The organism is Butyricicoccus sp. AM78-15b2TA (genome assembly GCF_027665985.1).
GTDB classification, from domain to species: domain Bacteria; phylum Bacillota; class Clostridia; order Oscillospirales; family Butyricicoccaceae; genus Agathobaculum; species Agathobaculum butyriciproducens.
The window spans coordinates 201,175-218,638 of record NZ_JAQEHY010000005.1 but is presented as its reverse complement, the minus strand read 5'-3'; the positions used below and the strand labels follow the sequence as shown (position 1 = coordinate 218,638).

The window sequence follows — 17,464 nt, the reverse complement described above, 5'->3', positions numbered from 1 at the left end:
TCGTATTAGAACTACAGTTTCGCCGACAAGCAGGAACGGACTGCAGGCCGTTCCAAAGTCGTCCGAAAGTTCCTCACGATGGTCGAAACTTTCTTCCTCCAGAAGTGTAAAAAGCCAGATACATGCTCCGGCTTTTTACGAATTTGCACAGCAAATTCTATTTCATGCGCGCTGCCGCGCGGCAGCGTCAGCATCGCGAAAACGGACTTTATTGATAGACTGAACCACCCGAACGAAATCTATCGTTCGGGTGGTTTTTAGTTATCCTCGAGCAGCAGAAAGCCTTTGTCCTTGAGCCCCTGAATTACGCGTTCGAGCGTTTTCTCATCCGTAGCGCGGATGGTGTGCAGGTGGATGCCGCCGGTCAGGTTGGACAGCGGCCGGGAGCCGGACTGCTGAATCTTCTCGTTAAACGCGTCGGCGTCATACCGCGAGAAAATGTGCAGCGGTGCACAGATCTGACCGTATACAGCGTGCTCGACCGTCACATCAATCACGGCTCCGCCGAGATCGACGACCGTGTATAGCTCCTCAAGCATGCGGCTGTTGTCGTGGTGGCTGACAATGTGTCGCTCCGCACAGGCCGGCGCCGAGGTGTTCTCCAGAATATATCCGCGCGGCGTAGCGAGCACGGCCAATCCGCCTGCACGCAGCAGCGCAACATCGCCTACAATAATCTGGCGGCTGACACCGCATTGCGCGGCCAGCGCGGTCGCCGATAACGGCCCGTTCGCCTGTGCAAGCAGGTGGGTGATTTTAGTGCGTCGTTCCGCAGCGTTCATGGTTAGTCACTCCTTACATCCTTATATGATAGCAAAAGTTGACGGAGTATGCAAGTGTCAAGATGGGAGAGATTATGCAAGGTAGGAGTGAGGAGGTAAGAGTTGAAGGATAGGTGTAATTCACAGGTGCCGTCCGCAGCCCCAGACGAACGAGTTGCGCGGTGCGAGCATCCCCCGGAGGACCCTCTCTTGCCCTTCGGGCAATTCACCTTGTGCCGCGCCTGCGGAGAGTAGCCGATATGTGTAGCAGTAAGGTATCTGTGAACTGCGAATATTTTACGAAACAAACGCAAGAGTAACCCGACTGCCGTTCCCCTTTTCGAAGCGGTCGCCGGTCTCTGGTATGCGCCAGACTAACAAACAAAGGAAACTGGAGTCCCAAGAGGATAGAAACCTTGGTGTCTATCCTTTTGGAACCCCAGCTAAGGGTTAGCACCTATTCCTAATTCGTTAGGCAAACAGCGCAAATAAAAATTATCTGCGCTGCACAATCTCATGCGGTCTCCCGCCCTCATACAGCTGTTGCCGAATCGCGGCAAACATCCGCTCTGCCATATCCAGATACCGGCGGACCTCCAGCTCATCAATCTCAAACGGCAGGTCGGTTGGATACCGCGTCTCAATATATAAATCGTTGAGCGCCGCACTCTCGTCCAGATATTCGGAGAACGCCTTCGAGTCCAGCTGGATCGCCTGACGGCACAGGTACGTCAGGTTGTGTCCGTCAAAATGCCGTCCGGTGCGGAACAGCAGATAGCCTTTCAGTGCCTTTTCAATCGCCTGCTGGCAGTGGAACGCGATGTTGTAATGATCGCCGCCGTAGGTCAGCAGCAGACGTGCGGCCTGCAGGTCGCACAGCGCCTTGTCCAGCCATTTGTAGTAAAAACAGCTGTCGGATGCACCTTTACGTCGCCTGGTCATAAATCACCTTGCCTTTCCGGGCGATCCATGCGGCATACGAGGTACTGTCCGTGCAAAGCTCCGCCCATTCCTCGGTGGTGTAAACGCTCAGACTGACGGGTACGGAAACCGTAATCGCCAGGTGCAGGTGTGTGCGCAGTGTGCGGCAGTTGGCGCTCTCCGGCACGATAACGCAAAGGCTGAACGCCTTGAGCTTGTCGGTTGCCATCGTACGCTTTTCCGCATACAGGATGATTTTGACCGGCTGGCACGCACCCAAAATGTCGCATACAGCCTGCTCGATCGCTTGCGTCATACCAATCCCTCCTTCGGGTCGGGCAGCGGCGAAAGCGTGGCAAGCGCCTCGAAGCGGGTTCTGCCATCGGCTTCACCGCGAATGTAACGTGCGCTGTCCGCCGTGCCGGTCAGCAGCGAAAGCGATTCGCCGCAGGCGGTTTCGGCGGTGTAGTTGACCTGCAGCTCGGAGACAAAACCCGGCTGCTTGTACAGATCGAGCGCGTCCGAGATCAGCTCGACCGCACGCACGTTGTTGACATGATTGTTGACATCCAGATCCGAATAACGGACCTCGTGAACATGATGCAGGCGCACGTTGTCACACGACAGCTTGGGCAGCGGCGCAAACAGCTCTCCGCGGGAGGTGTGCAGGTACTGCTCGGCTTCGGGAAATGCGCTCGGACGCACAATGCGGTGCGTCTCCGGGTCGAGCGTTACCCACATAGACTGTGCGTCGCCAACCGGCTTGTTATCCACAAAGAACGAGAAACTGCGGTACCAGCTTGCACCCTTGATGCCCGGACACCACGTTTCGCACCGCAGCCGCTCATACGGCAGCAGCGGACGTGTCAGCCGCGCTTTCATGCGCGAGAGTACCCACACGATCCGCAGATCGAGCGGACCGATATGCAGCGCTTCTGCGTGGACGGTCGCTGCGTCCTGCATAATATTCCACAGGAAGGACGGCTTGGCAATGCCGCGGTTGTCAATGTGGCTGTAATTCACCTCATATTCACGGGTGAGTAGATCGACCATGGGAATGCACCTCCGAAAAATGTGCGGTTAGCGGAACAGGGAAACGATAAAGCGGGAAAGCATATCCAGCAGGGTAGCCTGCCGCTGTGCTTCCTCCTGGGTGATGGTGCCGGAATTGTCGGTATCCGGCTTGGTGACCGGCTTATCCTTCGCGTAGTGCGCGGTCAGGAAGGCCGGACAGCCGTCGATGGACTCAAGAGAGGTATAGCTGAAAAATACCTCGCCCTGAATATCAATGCTGTCATCGAGCAGAGTAAGCTGACGCTCGATTTCATCCGTGCCGTACCAGGTATCACCGGGCTGCGCTTCCGCCGAACGGTATGCGCCGATGCCGATGTACAGCGCTACATCGCTGGTGGAAACCGCCTTCTGCCACCACTTGACGAGCGTCTGGAAGTCAGCAGGCTCAAAGCCGATCGACCAGTACAGCTGCGGACAGATATAGTCTACGGTGCCGGCGTTGATCCACTGCAGGGAATCGCAGTACAGCTCGCTGTATGAGGACTGCCCCTGCGTGTTGCTGCCCTTGGAGTTTGCGCTTTTGTTTTCCCAGATACCGGCGGGACTGACACCGAACGAGAGGTTCTTATCCAGCGTATGCAGTGTCTCATCCAGAGCAGCGATGAGTGTGTTGACGTTGTCACGTCTCCAGTCACCGATCCTGCTGAAATCCTGACCGTAGCGCTCGTAAGTCGCCTCATCTGCAAAATCCGTACCCGGATAGAAATAATCATCCAGATGAATGCCGTCTACGTCGTAATTCTTGACGATCTCAGCCGCACCGTCTACGACAAGCTGCTGCACCGCCGGAATACCGGGATCGAAGTAGTAGTTATCGTTGTACTTGATTACCCACTCCGGATGCTGCTTGGCCGGACTGGAATCCGGGATTGCGTTCCATTCGTCCTCGCCGTCAATCGTAATGCGGTATGGGTTGATCCACGCGTGCAGCTGCAGACCGCGCTCGTGCGCTGCGGTTACCCAGTAGCCGAGGACGTCAAAGCTGCCGTCCGGTGCCTGACCGGCCGTGCCGCTGACATAGCGGCTCCACGGGAACAGCTCGGACGGATACAGCGCATCTGCGGAAGGCCGCACCTGCAGGAAGACCGTGTTCAGGCCCATTGCGGCAATATTGTCCAGCTCGGTATCGGCCTCGGCCTTGAGCTGGTCGGCGGTCATGCCCTGCTCGGAGGGAAAATCAATATTATGTACGGACGCGACCCAGACACCGCGCATATCGTCCTTTGCGGGCTGAGCGGCGTAAGCGCCCGGTACCATCAGCATGGTCAGCGCCAGCACGATGGATAGAATGCGTTTTTTCAGCATGAAGAATCTCCTTTTATCCGGAAGCTGCTTTCATAACCATTGCATACCCTGCTTGCGAAAGCAGCTTCGCCAATTTGTTACCCTATATTATACCACAACCGATCGGGAAATTTAAGTACATAATGTGAATTCTGGCAGACAGGTGCGTTGACAGAAAAGGCTTTTCATTGTATGCTGAAATACAGACAGGGCAATACCGAATAATTGAACAAGAGCGATTTGTGAGCAAATTTTGCGTACTGACAAGACGCCGCTGCTTTAATTGTACGGTGTTGCCATAGAGTAAGAAGGAGAGCAAATCCATGCAGAAAAAGGTTTTAGCGCTGCACGATCTGTCGGGTTTCGGACGTTCGTCGCTTGTGCCGATCATTGCAGCGATTTCGGCGGCAGGACACCAGTGCGTGCCGCTGCCGACCGCATATTTTTCCACGCACATGGCCATTCCCGGCTGGGAAACGGTCGATCTGACCGGCGTTATGCCGCGTGTTATCGACCAGTACGACCGGTTAGGGTTACGGTTTGAGTCGGTGTACGCGGGCTTTCTCGGCTCGGCAGATCAGATCGACTGCGTGCGGGATGCCGTACTGCGGCTGAAATCCGAAAACGGCACGGCGTTCATCGACCCGGTGATGGGCGACAACGGTGAGGTCTACGCCACCTATACACCCGAAATGTGCACGCGTATGCGTGAGTTGTGCGAAATTGCGGATATCATCACGCCGAATACGACCGAAGCGGCTATCCTGCTCGACCGCGACCCGGCCTCCGCACCGCAGAACGAAACGGAAGCGCAGGAGTGGCTGCATGCACTTCACAGCCGCTACGGCGCACAGGTTGTGCTGACCGGCCTGGATTACGAGCCTGGGAAGGTCGGCTCCGGCTGTCTGTCTGCGGATGGCGGCACCATCAGTCTGCACGAGAGGATCGCGCAGTATTACCCCGGCACCGGAGACCTGTTTGCGGCGGTCGTGCTCGGCGCGCTGCTGAACGGCAGGGGGCTTGCCGATGCCTGTGCGCTCGCCGGCGAGTTCGTCAAGGACTGCATCGCCTACACTGCCGCGCAGCATACCGACCCTATGCATGGCGTGCAATTTGAAAAGCTGCTGCCGCGCCTTTTTTCTTGCCACGAGAACCGGACTGAGGTATAATATAGATAGATTCTCAGATATTCCCCGATAGGGGTGCGCTGTAAGAAAGGTGGTTTTTGTATGAAGCAGTCGATCCGCATCACCTCCCGTGTGAACAAGCGACTTTACGCGGACGCGATACCGGGGCATTTTGCCACGAATCATTCGCACATCAACTACTATATTGATATGTCCGAGATCAAGCACAGCATGGCAATGTCCAGAGAAGCCGCGCGCAGCATTGCATACCAGTTATCGTCCACCAGCATTGATACACTGCTGTGCATGGAAGGCACGGAGTACATCGGCGCATATCTCGCCGGTGAGCTGTCGAGCGTGGGCATGGGCAATGTCAACAGCGGCAAGGATATTTATCTTGTCGAGCCGGACAGTAATGTCAACGGTCAGTTTGTGTTCTCGGATAACCTGCGCCATATGATCGAGCACCGCAATGTGCTTGTGCTGGTCAATTCCGCATCCACCGGTCAGACCTTTTCGCAGGCGAAGGAGTGCGTCGAGTATTACGGCGGCCGCGTCTCCGGCTTTGCGGCGCTGTTCTCCAATATCAGCGAGCTGAGCGGCAAAAAGGTCGTCAGCCTGTTCTCCGGCGCGGATTTTCCGCATTACCAGAACTTTGTGCGCGGCAAAGCCTGCCCGGACTGTGCCGCAGGCACTCCGCTGGATGCAATCGTCACCCCGAGAGGGTACAATAAGCTGTAACAGGCAAGAGGAAAGCGTGTGCTTTCCTCTTTTTTTTATGCGTGCAGAATGGAGAATTGAAAATTGAGAATGGAAAATGAACGCGATGGTTTCTCTCGCCCTTCGGGCAATTCACCTTGTTGTCGCGTCTGCAGAGATGAAATGGTATGTGTAGCAGTATGGAATCTGACACTGCGAATAGGTAGAGAAATGGGCGCACTCTGTGCGCCCCTACGGAAGAAAAAATCCTCTGCCGTTCCCCATTTTCGAAGCGGTCGCCGGTCTCTGGTCTGCGCCAGACTATCTTAGGAAAGGGGTGATTCACAAGAGGGTGGAAACCTTGGTGTCTACCCTCTTGTGCCCCTGCCGGGCAGGCAAGATTTCGTTCGCTTCGCAAGCGCTCAACCACCGTCTGGCAGAGACTAACAAACAATACTGATAACCGAAACTTTGAAAAAGCAAAAGAGGAAGGTAAAAACCTTCCTCTTTCGTTTACTTTTTCAGAAATTCCGGCAGACGGCGGCGTGCCTCCAGACGATAAATCCGGTAGCCCTCCGCGGAGAACTTCTCCTCATACTCGGTCATGACATTGCCCTCAAAGTCCGAGTTATGCAGATCGAGTGAGATATTCTGAATCAGCCAGCCAAACTGGCAGATCTCCTGCAGACTCCACTCGAAAAAGCGCTGATTATCCGTCTTGAAGCACAGATCACCCTGCTGACGCAGGATTTCATCATATACTTCCAGATATGCACGCCACGTCAGGCGGCGCTTGCGCTGACGGTTGGGCGGCCATGGATCGGAGAAATTCAGGTAAATGCGGTCCACCTCACCGGGCGCGAATACCTCGCGCAGCTCAGCCGCGTCAAAGGATACGAACCGCAGATTGGGCAGCGGCTGCTGCTGGCAGCGCTCGGCTGCCATGATGAGCGCGCCTTCCTCGCGCTCGACCGCGATAAAGTTCACATCCGGGTGCTGCTCGGCCATGCCGATGGCAAAACGGCCCTTGCCGCAGCCGATCTCCAGATGAATCGGATTGTCGTTGCCGAACAGGGCGCGCCACTTGCCGCGTTTTTCCTTCGGCTCGAACGCCATAACGTCCGCACAGGCGGCAAATCGAACGTCCAAGTTTTTCTTTTTGCGCATTCTCATGCGTGATAAACCCCTTACATCAGTGTTATAGTACGGAAAACTGTCCTCAAACAGGACGAAAAAAGAGTAAGCTGCCGCAGAATACTTCGGTCTGCGGCACATCTTCTGCAATAATAGACATAATATTATACCACAGAGAGATAGTCGGGCACAACCGTTATCTCAGCCAAATTTACAGAAAGACCACAACTTTCACAAAAAATATGCAAATTTGCAGATAGTTCTTGGTTAAATGCTACATTTGTGCTATAATAACAACAGATCCACTGACAAAGGGAGAGAAGGATATGTTTAAGCGTTCCAGCGGCGTGCTTGCGCACGTCACTTCACTGCCTTCGCCGCACGGCGTGGGCACCATGGGCAAGACCGCCCGTGATTTTGTAGATTTTCTGGCAGCGGCGCATCAAACCTACTGGCAGGTGCTTCCGCTCGGTCATACCGGCTTCGGCGATTCGCCGTACCAGTGCTTTTCGGCAGCGGCGGGCAATCCGTATCTGATCGACATGGATCTGCTCGTTGAGGACGGTCTGCTCACCGCGGATGAGGTTCGTCAGGGCGACTTCAACGCTTCGGCGGATACCGCGGATTTCGAGCAGCTGGCCGATACCCGCTGGCCGCTGTTCCGCAAGGCATACAGCCGCGTGACACCGGAAATGCGCGAGGAAATTGCCGTCTTCACTGAGAAGAACAGCGAATGGCTGCCGGATTACGCGCTGTTTATGGCGCTCAAGGAGGAGAAATACCATCACATGCCGGTCTACATGTGGCCGGACAAGGATGTGCGCGACCGCAAGCCTGCAGCACTTGAAAAAGTGACGGAAGAACTGCGTGACGAGGTGGATTTCCGGATTTTCCTGCAGTATATCTTCTTCAAGCAGTGGACGGCGCTGCGCGAGTATGCCAACGAAAAGGGCATTCAGATCATCGGTGACATCCCGATTTACGTTTCTGCCGACTCGTCTGATGTATGGACGCATCCCAAGCTGTTCAAGCTAAAGCCCGACCGCAGCCCCAAGCTGGTAGCAGGCGTACCGCCCGATTACTATTCTGCAACCGGTCAGCTATGGGGCAACCCCGTGTACAACTGGACGGCGCACAAGGCGGAAAACTACGCGTGGTGGATCTGGCGCATGAAGAGCAACATGGCGCTGTTCGACGTGGTGCGTCTCGACCATTTCCGCGGTTTTGCCGCTTACTGGGAGGTCGGCGCGGACGAGGAGACCGCCATCAACGGAAAGTGGCGCAAGGGTCCGGGCATGGAACTGTTTAACGCCATCGAGAAGGCACTCGGTCCGGTGCCGCTCATCGCGGAGGACCTCGGCGTGCAGACCGATGAGGTCAAGAAGCTGCTCGAAGAAAGCGGTTTTCCGGGCATGCGCGTGCTGATTTTCGGCTTTACGCCGGATTACGACAACGAGCATCTGCCGCACAACTATAAGCCGAACAGCATCGTCTACACCTCGACCCATGACTCGCAGACCGTGTGCGAGCAGATCATGGACATCTGCTCCGAGCCGGAAAAGCAGTTTGCATACCGGTATCTGCGTACCTCGCACGCCGAGGCCATGGGCTGGAGTGCCATCAAGTGCGTATGGGCGTCCTCGGCGAACATCGCTATGACGACCCTGCAGGATCTGCTCTCGCTCGGTGCGGATTCCCGCATGAATACGCCTGCCACCATCGGCGGCAAAAACTGGCGCTGGCGCGTGCGCGCGGAAGCGCTCAACCCGACGGTTTCGTCCATGCTCGGTGAAATTACCAAGACGTATATGCGCGGGTAAGAAAATGTGCTATAATGATACCGCATCACGGGATTCTGTGGTGCGGTATTCTATTTTCACGGACAAGAAAAGGACGAATATGTATGAAAATTACAACGGCCATTTTTGATTTGGACGGTACGCTGCTCAACACGCTCGGTGATCTGTGCGACAGCGTGACCTATGCCGTCGAGAAGCATGGCTTTCCGCCGGTGAGCATGGAGCAGACGCGCATCCGTATCGGCAACGGCGTGCGCAAGCTGGTCGAGCGCAGCATTTCCGAGGAGAGCCGCACGGATGAGATGATTGACACCTGTCTGGCGGATTTCCGCGCGTTCTACGGCGAGCACATGATGAACCGCACGCATCCGTATGAGGGCATTGTTTCGGTGCTCGAAACGCTCAAGGAGAACGGCGTGACGGTCGGTGTGCTGTCGAACAAGTACGATTCCGCTGCGAAAGCGCTGATTGAGCACTATTTCGGCGATCTGGTGTGCATTACCTATGGCGAACGCCCGAATATCCCGCGCAAGCCCGATCCGACGAGTGTACTCGGACTGCTGGATGAGCTGGGCGGCGATAAGGAAACGACCCTCTACATCGGCGACAGCGCGACCGATATGCAGACCGCAGTAAACGCAGGACTGACCGCCATCGGTGTTGCCTGGGGATTCCGCTCGGCGGAGGAACTGCGTGCATCCGGTGCGGACGCGCTCGCATATGAGCCGAGCGATCTGCTGCCGCTGTTCGCGTACGGCGTGCCCGATGTGAGCAAGGCGGAGAAGGCTCTGACCGGCTACGGCTTCGGTTTCCACTATTTTGCAACAAAAGACGAGGCGGTTTCCTACCTGAGAGACACCTGTGCAGGCAAATCCGTGTCGATGGGCGGGTCAATGACGATGAAGCAGCTTGGTTTTCCGGAGAACTTTGCGGACAGCACGGACGCGCACTGGCATTGGATCGACAAGGGCATGTACTGCCAGACGCCGGACATTTACCTTTCTTCAGCGAACGGACTGAGCGAGACCGGCGAGATCGTCAATATAGACGGCAAGTGCAACCGCGTGGCGGCCACGCTGTTCGGACCGAAGCGCTGCATTTTCGTGTGCGGCGTGAACAAGCTGCGTCCCGACCTGCAGAGCGCCATCGAGCGGGCAAGAAATATTGCCGCTCCGCTCAATGCCAAGCGGCTGAATAAAAAAACACCTTGTGCAGTGGACGGCAGGTGTCACAACTGTGAAAGCCCGGAGCGTATCTGCCGCGCCATGGTCATTCATATGGGCGTGCCGAGCGGATTTGAAAGCTGTGAGGTCGTGCTCATCGGCGAAAAACTGGGCTTCTGACAAAAAGAAAACCGTGTATTTCATTTGAAATACACGGTTTTTTGTTAAATGAGCACCTCGAACACCCATACCATCAGCGGCATGGTGAGAATAGAAAACAGCGTTGTGAGCACATACAGTGCGCTGGAATACTCAGCATCGCGGTCATAAAGCTGCGCCATCGAAGTAACCGTAGCGCATGCAGGCGTGATGCACGCGAGATACACGGTCAGCAGAATGCTGTGTCCATCCGGAATCCAGTTTGCCGCATCGATGACACGAAGCAGCAGTACCGTGATAATCGGGCAGATAATCAGCCGCAGCAGCACAGGAACATAATGCCGACGGCGCATAAACAGCTGGCGGAGCGGCGTGTCCGCAATGACGATACCGGCCAGCAGCATACCGATCGGGCCGACCATCGCGCCGAGCTGAGAGAACAAATCGTTCACCAGACCGGGCAGCGGCAGCCGCAGGATGAACAGTGCACCGCCGATCAAAATGGCGATGATATTGACATTGCCGATGATCTTTTTCCACTCGAAGCCGCGCGTACCGCAGAGCAGACTGCGGCAGTGCGTCCACAGGAGAACCTGCTGCACCACGAGGAACGCGCAGGAATAGATCACATAATCCTCGCCAAGCAGCGCCCGCACCAGCGGAATGACCAGAATGCCCGCATTCGTGTAGATGATGCAGGTGCGCTCGATCACATCCAGCCGCAGCGGACGGCGCAGCAGCCGCGCCAGCAGAAGAAGCAGCGCGTGCAGCGCAATCGCCAGTACAAAGGCGTACAGCAATCCGGTAACAACGGCAGGAGAGTAATCCACCTGAAAGGCGTTGATGATGACGCACGGCATGACCGCATATATCATCACGACCGACAGCACGCGGCTGTCCGCACTTTGGAGCAGCTGGGCCTTGACGAGCACGCAGCCGATCAGAAGAATGAGAAACAGCTCGGCAATCTGCTGTGCTAAAATAAGACTGATTTGCATAATATCACTTTCACAGCAAAAAGAAGAGGGAAAAGTGGAGAGCACACCGCAGCCGATGTTCTCTCCACTCTTCATTTGAATTGTATTTAGAACAGACCGGTGATCTTACCGTTGCTGTCTACGTCGATCTTCTCCGCAGCCGGAACCTTGGGCAGACCGGGCATGGTCATGATCGAGCCGGTCTCTACAACAACAAAGCCTGCACCGGCAGCCAGACGAGCGGTGCGCACGTTGACAACAAATTCGGTCGGGCGGCCGAGCAGCGATGCGTCATCGGAGAGCGAATACTGCGTCTTTGCAACGCAGACCGGCAGGTTGCCGTAGCCCATCTCGGTGATGTTTGCCAGCTCCTTCTTTGCGGCAGGCGCGATGGTCACGCCGAGTGCACCGTAAATCTCCTTGGCGATCTTGCGGATCTTGTCCTCGAGCGGGAGCGAATCCTCATACAGCATGTGGAAGTCGGCCTTGCCCTCGTCGAGCACAGCCAGAACCTCGTCGGCCAGCGCCTGACCGCCTTCGCCGCCCTTGGCAAATACCTCGGAGAGTGCTACACGCACACCGCGCTCGGCACAGTGCTCGCGGATGAAATCCATCTCCTCGTCAGTGTCGGTCGGGAATGCGTTGACGGCAACAACGACCGGTACGCCGAACTTCTTCATGTTATCCAGATGTGCATCCAGATTGCAGATACCGTGCTTCAGCGCATCCATGTTCGGCTGGTTGAGATCAGCCTTGGCTACACCGCCGTTGTACTTGAGCGCGCGGACGGTTGCAACCAGTACGATGCAGTCCGGAGCCAGACCGGCCTTGCGGCACTTGATGTCCATGAATTTCTCTGCGCCGAGGTCAGCGCCGAAGCCTGCCTCTGTGATGGCGATATCACCCAACTTGAGTGCCAGCTTGGTTGCCTGCACGCTGTTGCAGCCGTGTGCGATATTGGCGAACGGACCGCCGTGCATCAGGCAGGGCGTGCCCTCGAGCGTCTGAATCAGGTTGGGCTTGATGGCATCCTTCATCAGTGCCGTCATGGCGCCCTCTGCATGCAGGTCGCGGGCGTAGATCGGCTTGCCGGCGTAGCTGTATGCCACCAGAATATCACCGAAACGCTTTTTTAGGTCGTCCAGATCAGCAGCCAGACACAGGATAGCCATAACCTCGGACGCTACGGTGATCATGAAGTGGTCCTCGCGCGGCACGCCGTTCACCTTGCCGCCCAGACCGATGGTGATGTTGCGGAGAGCACGGTCGTTCATGTCCATTACGCGGGTGAATACAATACGGCGCGGATCAATGTTCAGCAGATTGCCCTGCTGCATGTGGTTGTCCAGCATGGCGCACAGCAGGTTGTTTGCTGCCGTGATGGCGTGCATATCGCCGGTAAAGTGCAGATTGATGTCCTCCATCGGAACAACCTGCGCGTAGCCGCCGCCTGCCGCGCCGCCCTTGATGCCGAATACCGGACCGAGAGACGGCTCGCGCAGTGCGATAATCGCGTTTTTGCCCTGTTTGCACAGTGCCTGACCCAGACCGACCGAGGTCGTGGTCTTGCCCTCACCGGCAGGCGTCGGGTTGATGGCGGTAACGAGGACCAGCTTGCCGTTTTCCTTTTCCTTCACCTTGGTCCACACGTCTGCGGACAGCTTTGCCTTGTACTTGCCGTACAGTTCCAGATCATCGGCATCCAGACCGGCAGCAGCGGCAACCTCGGTGATCGGGCGCATCTGACAGCCCTGTGCGATTTCAATATCGGATAACATGAAATTCCTCCTCTATTTTGCAGCGGGTAACATAATATATTCATTATATCAATACTTCGTCCGGTTTTCCATACAAGCACGCGAAAAATTTGCCGAAATTGTTACTCGCAAAGAGGGGTGTGTTGTGGTATCATATAGAAATGTAATTGAGGATGGGAAATGAGTGTGGCAGTGCAGAGCACTGCAATTTAATTCCGCCGCTTTGCGGCGATACCTTAATTTCCGATGCTCAATTCTCAATTTTACATTTTGAAAGGGAGGGGTTTGATGGACACTGCTCGTTCCATTGTACACTCTGTTACGCATTATATCAAAAACACCGACCTGTATCTGATGCTGCTGGGACTGGTCTGCTCGATCTACGGCATGCTCCTCATTTACTCGGCAACGCTCAATCCGGTGACGGCGCTGGACGGCTCGACGAAAAACCTGTATGTACAGGGTGCCGCGATCATTCTCGGTCTGGCGGCGTTTGTCGCGCTCAGTCTGATCGACTTGGAAAATCTGGGCGACCTATGGAAAATATTCGTGATTGGCAACATTCTGCTGCAGTTTCTGCTGTTTACGCCGCTCGGCACCGAGGTCAACGGCCAGCGTGCATGGCTCAATCTGGGCGTGACAAGCCTGCAGCCGGGTGAGCTCGGCAAGCTGATCTTCATCTTCACGATTGCCGCGCACATGACCGAAATACAGGATCATATCACCGAATGGCGCGGACTGGTTTCGGTCGGTCTGCACACGCTGGTAATGATGGGGGCGGTCGTGCTCTCGTCGGGCGACACCGGCATGGCGATCCAGTACCTGATGATCGCGGTTATCATGCTGTTCTCGGCCGGTCTGCCGCTCAAGTGGCTGGGCATTGCTGCCGGAGTCGGTATCGCAAGCGTGCCGATCCTGTGGAATTATGTGCTCAAGGATTACCAGAAAACGCGAATCCTCGTGCTGTTTGACCCGTCCATTGACGTGGAGCAGTCCCGACAGGCGACCTACGGCAAGATCGCCATCGGCTCGGGACAGTTTACCGGTCAGGGCTGGACCAACGGCACGATGACCCAGATGCAGTATGTGCCGGAGAACCAGACCGACTACATTTTCTCGGTCGCCGGCGAGGAACTGGGCTTCCTCGGCTGCCTGCTCATCATCATTCTGCTGATGGCGCTGATCATCCGTTTGTTTTATGTGGCGTACCGCGCCTCTACGCCGTTTTCGGCGCTGATTGCGGTCGGTGTAAGCGGCATGCTGCTGTTCCAGACCTTTATGAATATCTTTATGAATGTCGGTCTGCTGCCTGTCATGGGTCTGACGCTGCCGTTCTTCTCCTACGGCGGTACGTCGATCGTAACCATGTTCGCCGCGCTTGGCATCGCCGCCGGCGTGAGAATGCGGGAAAAGCCAAGCTGGCTGCAAAACTGATAGGGGCATCCCGCCCTGCGCATACATTGAAAATGCCAGAAAGGATTTTGTAAAATGACCAGACAACAAGCATGGGAGCTTCTTTGCAGGTACAACGCAGAGCCGTTCCATTTACGACATGCGCTGACGGTTGAGGGTGTCATGCGCTGTTTTGCGGAGCAGCGCGGCTATGACCCGGAATTCTGGGGCATTGTCGGTCTGCTGCATGACATTGATTTCGAGCAGTGGCCGGAGCAGCACTGTGTCAAGGCATCTGAGCTGCTGCGCGAAGGCGGTGCAGACGAGAGCATTATTCACGCGGTATGCAGCCACGGATGGGCGATTTGCGTGGACATCAAGCCGGAGCACGAGATGGAAAAGCTGCTGTATGCAGCCGATGAGCTGACCGGCCTGATCGGTGCGGCGGCGCTCATGCGCCCATCGAAAAGTGTGCAGGACATGGAGCTCAAGAGCCTGAAGAAAAAATACAAGGATAAAAAGTTCGCGGCAGGCTGCTCGCGTGAGGTCATCGAGCGCGGCGCGGAGCTGTGCGGACTGACGCTCGAGGAACTGTGGCAGCAAACGCTGGATGCCATGCGTTCCTGCGAGGATTCCATCAACAGGCAGATGGAAGAGATTTAACGAAATATTGCACTTATATGGAATAATCGGGGCATTTGTAATATTACAAATGCCCCGGTTTCGTCATCTTTCGTTGAAATGTACCCTGTTTTGTGGTAAAATACCATCAAGAGTGTCCGCAGCGGGCATGCAGGAAAGCAACCCATCGGCGAAACAGCATGGAGGTTCAAGAATGCGTTTCAAACGAATGATCGCGGTATTTCTGAGTGCGGCGATATATATGACAGCGGGTGCGGCGGCCGCAGAATTGCCGCAGGATGCTGTGGAGGCAGAAACCACAGCCGTCACGACCGAGACTGCCGCCGAGCGGGATCTGACACAGGATCTGCCGCAGGCGAGAGCGGTCGTCAGCGCGGCAAAGACCACGCACGCGTTTCAGCTCAACGGCAAGGCGGTGACCAATCCGCAGGCGTACTTAATTAACAAGTATAATTATTTCAAGCTGCGTGACGTAGCCTATCTGCTGCGCAACAGCACCGCAGAGTTTGAGGTAGGCTGGGAGAAATCCACCAACGTCATCACCCTGACGACCGGCAAAAATTACACCGCGGTCGGCGGAGAGCTGAATACGGCGGCACTGTCCAGCGCGGCAGGCAAACCCACTACGGCTATCGTCAAGGTGAACGGCAAAAAGGTTTCGTTTGACGGTTACATCATCAACGGAAACAACTACTACAAGATTGCCGATATGGCGGCTGCACTCGGCTTTACGGCGGATTATGACGTACCCAGCCGCACGGTTTCGCTTAAAACCCCGACACCTGCACCGATTCCGGCTTCGTTCACGACCGGCGTGTACCGCGTTAACGTCAATTCGGCGCTGACCGTGCGCAGCGGTCCGGGCAAAACCTATTCCGAAGTCGGCGAGTACGCCAAGGATGCTCTGGTTATCGTGGACAAGCTGTCGAACGGCTGGGCGCACCTGCTGGACAGCGCAGGCGGCAGCGGCCGTTACTGCAGCGCGGATTATCTGGTTCGCGTAAGAGATTACAATGCGGCGGTCGATAAGCAGACCGAGCCGACTATCTCCAAGCCGAGCGCACCTTCGACGCCGAGTACACCGGCGACTCCTGACGAGCCGACGACGCCGACTGAGCCGACAACGCCGGATACGCCCGCCGAGACGTTCACAAGCGGCGTGTACCGTGTAACCGTGGACTCCGAGCTGTCTGTCCGCTCGAGCCCGAGCACCTCCGGTACGCTGGTCGGCGTGCTGAAAAACGGCGCGGAAATCGCGGTTGACAGCATCAGCAACGGCTGGGCACATATTATGGATAACGCTTCGGGCAGCGGCCGCTACTGCAGTGCGGCTTACCTGACGCGCGTGCGCGACTACGTCAGCGGCGACGAGGATAACGATCCGATACAGCCGCCGCGCACCTCGCACATTGATGGCGTGATGACGGTCATTATCGACCCGGGTCACGGCGGCAGCGATGTCGGCGGGAACAACGGCGGTTCGCTCGATGAGAAGCATGTCAACCTGTATGTGGCGCAGTACCTCAAGCAGTACCTTGAGGCAGCCGGTGCAAAGGTTATCATGGTGCGCGATACCCTTGAGGAAGGCAGCGAGCTGACGCTGCGCGGCGCTGTTATGAAACAGTATGCGTCCTCGGCGGACCTGTTCTTTAGTATCCACCACAATGCAGCCAACACCACTGCACGCGGAGCGGAAATTCTGGCGCAGATTGCGGACAAGAACGGCGGCCCGACCAAAATTCTGGCGCAGGCGCTGCTCGACGAGTACGAAAAGCTGGGTGTTCCGATTCGCCAGATCGTGTTCCGCGAGGGCAGCCACGGCGATTATTATTACACCAACCGTGCAGCGGCGGCGCTGAATATTCCGGCGCTGACGAGTGAATTCTGCTTCATTGATAACGAGGAGGACCAGAAGTTCATCGACAGTGATGAGGACTGGCAGAAGCAGGCGCGTGCACAGCGCAATGCGATCCTGTATTATTTCACACAGGTGCAGTATTAAGGCAATACCGCATAATTTAAGCGGCGGTGCCTTAAGTAAACTATAAGTTGACCGCGTCGTTTACGGCGCGGTTTGCTTTGAAAAAAGGAGATATTTGTTATGACAGAACGGGCAAAACTGGCACAGGATTTTCACAATCAGGGCTACAACTGCGCGCAGGCGGTGGTCTGCGCGTACTGCGATCTGGCTGGTCTGGATAAGGAGACCGCCTATAAAATGTCGGAAGGCTTCGGCTTCGGCATGGGCTGCATGGAGATGTGCGGCGCGCTGAGCGGTGCGTTCATGCTCGCGGGCATGAAGAACAGCGCAGGATTGGATCAGCCGGGCACGACCAAGGGTCAGACTTATAAGGTCACGAAAATGCTCAAGGAGAAGTTTGAGCAGAAGAACGGCGCGTATCTGTGCCGCGACCTCAAGGGCGTAGCCGACGGCAATGTACGGCGCTCCTGTCCGGGCTGCATTGAGGATGCGTGTGAGCTGATTGAGGAATACCTCACGAAATAAAAAGAAAATCCCTTTCTCGACTGAGAAAGGGATTTTTTGTGCAATTCGGAGGGTAGCGGCAGGGTGAGG

16 protein-coding genes are annotated in these 17,464 nt (G+C 56.0%); 8 read left to right on the top strand and 8 right to left on the bottom strand.

Translation table 11 applies throughout. From position 1 onward, the window contains the following. Positions 1–257 precede the first annotated feature (257 nt). From PGS25_RS07235 to PGS25_RS07215, 5 genes are all read right to left on the bottom strand, one after another. Positions 258–782: a transcription repressor NadR gene (locus tag PGS25_RS07235; protein ID WP_110436105.1), complete on the bottom strand. Its 525-nt coding sequence runs from the start codon at positions 780–782 to the stop codon at positions 258–260. A gap of 474 nt (positions 783–1,256) precedes the next feature. Beyond that, a complete protein-coding gene (locus PGS25_RS07230; protein ID WP_117489955.1) occupies positions 1,257–1,703 on the bottom strand; it encodes a HEPN domain-containing protein in 447 nt (148 codons plus the stop codon). Beyond that, positions 1,687–1,998, bottom strand: coding sequence for a hypothetical protein (locus PGS25_RS07225; RefSeq protein WP_117489954.1), 312 nt, complete (start codon positions 1,996–1,998; stop codon positions 1,687–1,689). The genes PGS25_RS07230 and PGS25_RS07225 overlap by 17 nt, the downstream gene beginning before the upstream one ends. After that, a complete protein-coding gene (locus PGS25_RS07220) occupies positions 1,995–2,735 on the bottom strand; it encodes an acyl-[acyl-carrier-protein] thioesterase (protein WP_118729123.1) in 741 nt (246 codons plus the stop codon). The genes PGS25_RS07225 and PGS25_RS07220 overlap by 4 nt, the downstream gene beginning before the upstream one ends. Positions 2,736–2,762: 27 nt before the next feature. Beyond that, the gene (locus PGS25_RS07215) at positions 2,763–4,061 is read right to left on the bottom strand and encodes a glycoside hydrolase family 10 protein (RefSeq protein ID WP_270418118.1); all 1,299 of its coding nucleotides are present in this window, start codon (positions 4,059–4,061) and stop codon (positions 2,763–2,765) included. Between the two features lie 302 nt (positions 4,062–4,363). Between PGS25_RS07215 and PGS25_RS07210 the strand changes: the two genes are divergently transcribed. After that, positions 4,364–5,209 carry a PfkB family carbohydrate kinase gene (locus tag PGS25_RS07210; protein ID WP_118478848.1) on the top strand — a complete coding sequence of 282 codons (846 nt, stop codon included), beginning with the start codon at positions 4,364–4,366 and terminating at the stop codon, positions 5,207–5,209. A gap of 60 nt (positions 5,210–5,269) precedes the next feature. Further along, positions 5,270–5,908 carry a phosphoribosyltransferase gene (locus tag PGS25_RS07205; RefSeq protein WP_118360675.1) on the top strand — a complete coding sequence of 213 codons (639 nt, stop codon included), beginning with the start codon at positions 5,270–5,272 and terminating at the stop codon, positions 5,906–5,908. A 471-nt stretch (positions 5,909–6,379) separates the two neighbouring features. On the opposite strand, the gene trmB is transcribed toward PGS25_RS07205, so the two are convergent. Further along, positions 6,380–7,039 (bottom strand): tRNA (guanosine(46)-N7)-methyltransferase TrmB, encoded by a 660-nt coding sequence (trmB, locus tag PGS25_RS07200; protein WP_110436112.1) that lies wholly within the window; start codon positions 7,037–7,039, stop codon positions 6,380–6,382. A 287-nt stretch (positions 7,040–7,326) separates the two neighbouring features. Here trmB and malQ point away from each other — a divergent pair, with 287 nt between their 5' ends. Then, on the top strand, positions 7,327–8,820 hold the full coding sequence (malQ, locus tag PGS25_RS07195; RefSeq protein ID WP_270418117.1) for a 4-alpha-glucanotransferase: 1,494 nt from the start codon (positions 7,327–7,329) through the stop codon (positions 8,818–8,820). 83 nt (positions 8,821–8,903) lie between these two features. Next, the gene (locus PGS25_RS07190) at positions 8,904–10,142 is read left to right on the top strand and encodes an HAD-IA family hydrolase (protein WP_270418116.1); all 1,239 of its coding nucleotides are present in this window, start codon (positions 8,904–8,906) and stop codon (positions 10,140–10,142) included. Positions 10,143–10,186: 44 nt separating this feature from the next. On the opposite strand, the gene PGS25_RS07185 is transcribed toward PGS25_RS07190, so the two are convergent. Both PGS25_RS07185 and PGS25_RS07180 read right to left on the bottom strand, forming a co-directional pair. Then, positions 10,187–11,119 carry an AEC family transporter gene (locus PGS25_RS07185; protein ID WP_270418115.1) on the bottom strand — a complete coding sequence of 311 codons (933 nt, stop codon included), beginning with the start codon at positions 11,117–11,119 and terminating at the stop codon, positions 10,187–10,189. Between the two features lie 86 nt (positions 11,120–11,205). Next, entirely contained in the window at positions 11,206–12,876 is a 1,671-nt protein-coding gene (locus tag PGS25_RS07180) for a formate--tetrahydrofolate ligase (protein ID WP_270383452.1), read from the bottom strand. Positions 12,877–13,143: 267 nt separating this feature from the next. On the opposite strand from PGS25_RS07180, the gene PGS25_RS07175 reads away from it, so the two are divergent. The 4 genes from PGS25_RS07175 to PGS25_RS07160 all read left to right on the top strand — a co-directional run bounded on the left by PGS25_RS07175 (position 13,144) and on the right by PGS25_RS07160 (position 17,395). Next, entirely contained in the window at positions 13,144–14,289 is a 1,146-nt protein-coding gene (locus tag PGS25_RS07175; protein WP_270418114.1) for an FtsW/RodA/SpoVE family cell cycle protein, read from the top strand. A 54-nt stretch (positions 14,290–14,343) separates the two neighbouring features. After that, positions 14,344–14,910: a hydrolase gene (locus PGS25_RS07170; protein WP_270418113.1), complete on the top strand. Its 567-nt coding sequence runs from the start codon at positions 14,344–14,346 to the stop codon at positions 14,908–14,910. Between the two features lie 172 nt (positions 14,911–15,082). Continuing rightward, entirely contained in the window at positions 15,083–16,891 is a 1,809-nt protein-coding gene (locus tag PGS25_RS07165; protein WP_270418112.1) for an N-acetylmuramoyl-L-alanine amidase, read from the top strand. Positions 16,892–16,990: 99 nt separating this feature from the next. Next, the gene (locus PGS25_RS07160) at positions 16,991–17,395 is read left to right on the top strand and encodes a C-GCAxxG-C-C family protein (RefSeq protein WP_270418111.1); all 405 of its coding nucleotides are present in this window, start codon (positions 16,991–16,993) and stop codon (positions 17,393–17,395) included. The last annotated feature ends 69 nt before the right edge of the window (positions 17,396–17,464 follow it).